The sequence below is a fragment of the Streptomyces sp. 15-116A genome, assembly GCF_025290915.1.
Taxonomy (GTDB): domain Bacteria; phylum Actinomycetota; class Actinomycetes; order Streptomycetales; family Streptomycetaceae; genus Streptomyces.
The window spans coordinates 1-5,003 of record NZ_JAOCQE010000379.1; the positions used below are offsets into that span (position 1 = coordinate 1).

The 5,003-nt window shown below is 72.7% G+C and carries 2 protein-coding genes; one reads left to right on the plus strand and one right to left on the minus strand.

Annotation, left to right across the window (positions count from 1 at the left end; all coding sequences use genetic code 11):
* The first annotated feature begins 295 nt into the window (after positions 1-295).
* The gene (locus N4P33_RS32710; protein ID WP_260830563.1) at positions 296-1,624 is read left to right on the plus strand and encodes a cation:proton antiporter; all 1,329 of its coding nucleotides are present in this window, start codon (positions 296-298) and stop codon (positions 1,622-1,624) included.
* Positions 1,625-1,820: 196 nt separating this feature from the next.
* Here the strand turns inward: N4P33_RS32710 and fxsT are convergent.
* A partial coding sequence (fxsT, locus tag N4P33_RS32715; RefSeq protein WP_260830564.1) for an FxSxx-COOH system tetratricopeptide repeat protein occupies positions 1,821-5,003 on the minus strand: 3,183 nt, incomplete at its 5' end.

A 5,003-nucleotide genomic window follows, 5' to 3' on the forward strand; every position in this document is an offset into this window, starting at 1 on the left:
CCGCACACGCGGTCGCCCGGACCGCCGGCCGAGGCACCGGGGGCGCACGCCTCGTACCAGAACCCCGCCGCGTCGTCCGCCCCCGGCGGCCCGTCGACGGACGGCCGCCCCGGGAACGGCGCACCGCTCCCCCTGGCGCCGACGATCGCCGCCGCTTGCCCCCGATGAGCCGGGACCGAGTGGTGTACGACTGCCGATGCGCCGTCAAATCACGGATATTCTTGGACAGTTGAGGGTCGCGCACCTGTGCGACGACCCTACCGTCGGACCGGACATCCGGACGAGAGGGGGACGTATGAGCCCTGACGCGCTGATCACGCACATCGTGGGTGCCTCGGCCCTGATCCTGGTGGCCGCGCACGCCGCGGGCTGGGCGGCCAGGCGGCTGGGTCAGCCGTACATCGTCGGCCAGCTGGCGGCGGGCATAGCGCTCGGTCCCTCGCTCCTCGGCGCTGCGGCGCCCGGCGCGTACGAGGCGCTGTTCCCCGGCGAGATCGACACGGCGCTGACCGGGTTCGCGCAGTTCGCCCTGGTGGTGTTTCTGTTCGCGGTGGGCTACGAGCTGGATCTGAAGCTGCTGGGCGACCGGGCGCGTACGACGGTGACGGTGGCGCTCGCCTCGTTCGTGGTGCCGATGGCGGTGGGCAGCGGCGGTGCGCTGCTGTTCCGCGAGCAGCTGAGCGAGCTCGGCATGCCGCGGGAGCCGTCCCCCGGCGTGCTGGTCTTCGCCGGGATCGCCCTATCGATAACGGCGGTTCCGGTACTGACGGCGATCGTGCGGGAGAACGGGCTCGCCCCGACGGTGCCCGGGGTGGTCGCGGTCTCGGCCGCGGGACTGCTCGACGTCGTCTGCTGGACGGTGCTGGCCGGGGCGATGATGGACAACGGCGGCGACCAGGCCCTCGGTTGGCCCTGGCGCGTGGTGCTCGCCGTCGGTTTCGTCGCGCTGATGCTGGTCGCGGCGCGGCCGCTGCTGCGCCGGCTGCTGTGGTGCACCCGGATGGACCCCTCGCTGCGCCTGGCGCTGCTCATCGGCTTCGCCCTCGGCTCGGCCTGGGTGACGCATTCCCTGGGCCTGCATGTGATCTTCGGTGCGCTGCTGGCGGGGGTGGTCACGCCCCGGGAGCCGGGCGGCACCCTCGATCCGGATCTGCTGCGCCCGCTGCACGACGTCAGTTCACTGCTGCTGCCGTTCTTCTTCGTCGTCTCCGGTCAGGCCGTGGCGCTGAACAGCATGGATGCAGGGAGCTGGCTGGCCCTGCTCGTGGTGACGGTGCTGGCGGTGGTCACCAAGGTCGGCAGCGGTACGGTGGCGGCCCGGCTGGGCGGTCTCGACCGGCACGACGCGCGCATCGTGGGCGTCCTGCTGAGCGCCCGCGGCCTCACCGAGCTGATCGCCCTCAACGCCGGCCTGCAGGCGGGCCTGCTGAGCCCCCAGCTGTACACGGTGCTGGTGTTCATGGCCCTGGCCACCACCCTGCTCACCCAGCCGCTGCTGCGCCTGACGCACCTCCTGGCCGCACGCGAACGGCGCACCCGCACATCGTACGAGCCCCCGGCCGCCCCGGAACAGACACCCGAGCCGGGCGGCAACACCGCGGCTCCCGTGCCCGACATGAGCTGACACACCCCGGCACACCGAAGGCCGGAGCGGCACCGCGTGCCGCCCCGGCCTTCCTCGTGCGCCGCCCTGAGCGGCGTCCGGCCCGACCGTGCGCAGGCTACAGCGACGTCCGGCCCTGGTACCGCGCAGCCACAGCGGCAGCGGCCTTCGCCGCGCGCCGCCCCACAGCGGCACCCTGCCTTCGCCGCGCGCAGCGCTACAGCGGCATCGGCGCCATGTCGCACTCGACGCGGCGGCGCTGACGTGCCGCCATCAGCCAGGGGTGGTCCGTGCGCACCACGCGGGTGAAGCCCTCCACCGCCGTGCGCTGGAGTTCGTCCGCCTCCGCGCCCCGGCCGAGCCCCCGCAGGTCCAGCGAGAGGTTCGCCGTGCAGGCGAGGGTCAGCGGGTGTTCCTCGCCGGCCGCCTCGGTGAGCCGCGGCAGGTTCGCCGAGTCGATGGCGTGCGCCTTGTCGAAGTCCAGCTGGGCGTACGCCGTGTTGGCCTGGCCGATGGCCACCGTCAGCGTGGTGACGTGCTCGGCGCCCAGCGTGGCGGTCAGCCGGGTCGCCGCCTCCTCCTCGTGCTCGTGGGCCTGGTCGAGCGCGCCGAGCGCCCGCAGCGTCGCCGCCACGTTGGCCTTCGCCATCAGCGTGTACGCGTGGTCGTCGCCGAGCAGGGACGCGTACCGGCGGGCCGTCTCCTCGCCCAGCTCGCGGGACTTCTCCAGATCACCGGCGAGTCGGCGGTCCACGGAGAGGTTGAGCGCCGTGGCCAGCGAGTCGGCGTGCACGGGCCCGTAGCGGGAGGTGAACCGCCGCAGGGTCTCCTCGGACAGCTTCACGGCCTCGTCGAGCGCCCCGTCGCGCCGCAGGCAGACGGCGAGGTTGCGGGCCACGCGCAGGGTGAGCGGGTGCTCCTCGCCCATCGCGGTGCGCGCCCGCCGGTGGACGTCGTCCTGGAAGTCGCGGGCGCCCGGGTAGTCACCGCTCTCCCGCATGTCGATGGCGAGACCGTTGAGGGTGTTGAGGGTGAAGAAGCTGGCCGGGCCGAACATCAGCTCGCGCATCCGGGCGTTCTCCTGGTCCAGCTCCAGCGCCTCGCGGAACTGCCCGCACAGCCGCAGGTCGACCGCCCAGCTGTGGGTGGCGCGCAGCGTGATGGGGTCGTCGGGACCCATCAGCGACCGGGCCAGCTCGGTGGCCTCCTTGCCCAGGTCCCTCGCCTCGGCGAACCGGCCCTGGTAGCGGCGGGCGTCGGCCATCTCGCACAGCGAGTCGATGAGGTCCTCGGCGTCGAGGTCGTCGAGCCGCCGGCAGACCTCCAGGGCCTTCTCGGTCAGCGGGATGGCCTCGGCGATCTGGCCGACCTGGCGCAGGGTGAACGCCAGGCTCTTGGCGATGCGGATGACGTGGATGTCCTCCTCGCCGGAGGCGGCGAGCCACGCGTTGTAGGCCTGCCGGGCGAGGTCGACCGCGCCCTCGTGGTCGCCCCAGTAGTACAGGAACAGGGCCGTGTCGTAGACCAGTTCGCGTACGTAGGTGTCGGTGCTGGTCACCGCCTGGGAGGCCAGGATGTGGGGCAGCAGCATCTGGTAGGAGCGCCATTCGAGCGACGACGCGTAGCTGCCGGGCTTGGCGGCCGACAGCAGCTGGTGGGCGGCGTCGCGCATGCGTTCGTGCTGCTCGCGGTCGAGTTTCGCGAGGAGCACCGTCTGCAGCAGGCGGTGCATCTGCAGGGTGTCGGACCTGGGGTCGACCTTCACCAGGGAGAACTGGCTCAGGTCGCGCACCGCGCGGTTCAGTTTGATGGACTCGCGCAGCAGCGGGTCGACCTCGGGCGTGATGTTGACGCCGCGGCTGCCGCGCAGCATGGCCCGCGGGATGGGCTCGGGGGCCATGCTGGCGCAGATGTCGAGGAGCTGCCGGGCACCGGGGTTGTTCTCCCGGATGCGCTCCAGGGAGATGTCCCAGGCGGCGGCGACGGACACCGGGTAGTCGGGGGCCGGGTCGAGTTCCAGGATCTCCGGGCTGCGCCGGGCGAGCAGGTCGAGGTACTCGTCCACGAGCATGCCGGTGACCGCGCGCCAGGCGCCCGCCTGCTCCACGGCCAGCGGCAGGTCGCCGAGGGCCTCGGCGAGCCGGTCGGCGTCCTCGGTGCTGAGGTCGGGCGAGCGCTTCTGGAGCAGCTCGATGGACTCCTCACGGTCGAAGACGTTCACCGGGAGGGGCGTGGCGACGCGTTCCCAGGCGCGGTTGCGGGAGGTGACGATGACCTTGCCGGGGCCGTTGGCCGGGAAGTACCGGCGTACCGCGTCGACGTCCTCGGCGTTGTCGAACACCAGCAGCCAGTTGCGGTACGGGTTCCCGGTGCGCAGGGCCTCCAGTACGGCGGGCACGGCGGCGTTGGCGGCGGGGGCGCCCGCGGAATCGTGGCCCGAGGGGGCGACGCCGAGCGCGTCGGCGAGGTGGGCCAGCGCGGCCAGGATGAGGCTTTCCCGTTCGGCGGGGATCCAGCAGATGACCTTGTACTCGTGCTGGTGGGTGTAGATGTACTCGAGCGCCAGCTGGGACTTGCCGACCCCGCCGAGGCCGTGCAGGGCGTGCGGCAGGACGGCCGCGGTGTCCTGGGCGCCGAGCTGCTCCTCCACGGCCCTCAGCAACGTCTGGCGGCCGACGAACGAGGTGTTCCGGAGCGGAACGTTCACCAGAAGGGCCGGCGTTGCGGTCGTGGTGCTCTGCATGAGCGGCTCAGCCTCCGGGGCTTCGGATCGGGTGTCGGTCACCGGGCTCGGCAAGGGATGTTCTCCAGACGCGTCGGTACGGTCGGACGCTGGATGACTGCCTGCTTGGTCGTCGGGTGAGTCGCCGCCGTCGGGGTGGTTCACCCCTTGGTGTGGCGTCCCCGGCTCGTCGTCCACCCGTTCGGCCCCGTGGGGCGGGTGCCGGGACGGGTCGGGCTGGATGCGGTTCGCCCGTTCGGAGTACGGTCCGGACAGGGCGCGCATCACGGCGAGTTCGCTGCGTACCCAGCCGTCCTCGGCGGGGTCGGGCAGCGTGGTGCCGACCGGGTCGCGCAGGGCGGCGCGCAGCGCGACACCCCGCTCGCCGGCGGCCGGCAGTTCGCCCACCACGCTGACGGTGCGGGCGAGTTGGGTGCGGGTGGTGGACGCGAGCAGCGCCTCGCGCACGCCGTCGGCGAACTCGGGCCGGCCCTCGCCGCCGCTGTCCCAGTCGATCAGTCCGCCCATGAGGATCTCGGCGAGGTGGTCGGGGCCGGTCTCGGGCATGACCTTGCGCCGCAGCTGCTCCACCAGGTCGAACTCGAACGGGATGGCGGCGAGTTGGGTGGCGAGGCGGCGGGCGCCTGGAGTGGCGAGCGTGAAGAAGCGGCGTACGGC

Excerpts from the sequence above, each read along its gene's own strand:
- N4P33_RS32710 (WP_260830563.1), top strand. The coding sequence starts at position 296 with ATGAGCCCTGACGCGCTGATCACGCACATCGTGGGTGCCTCGGCCCTG.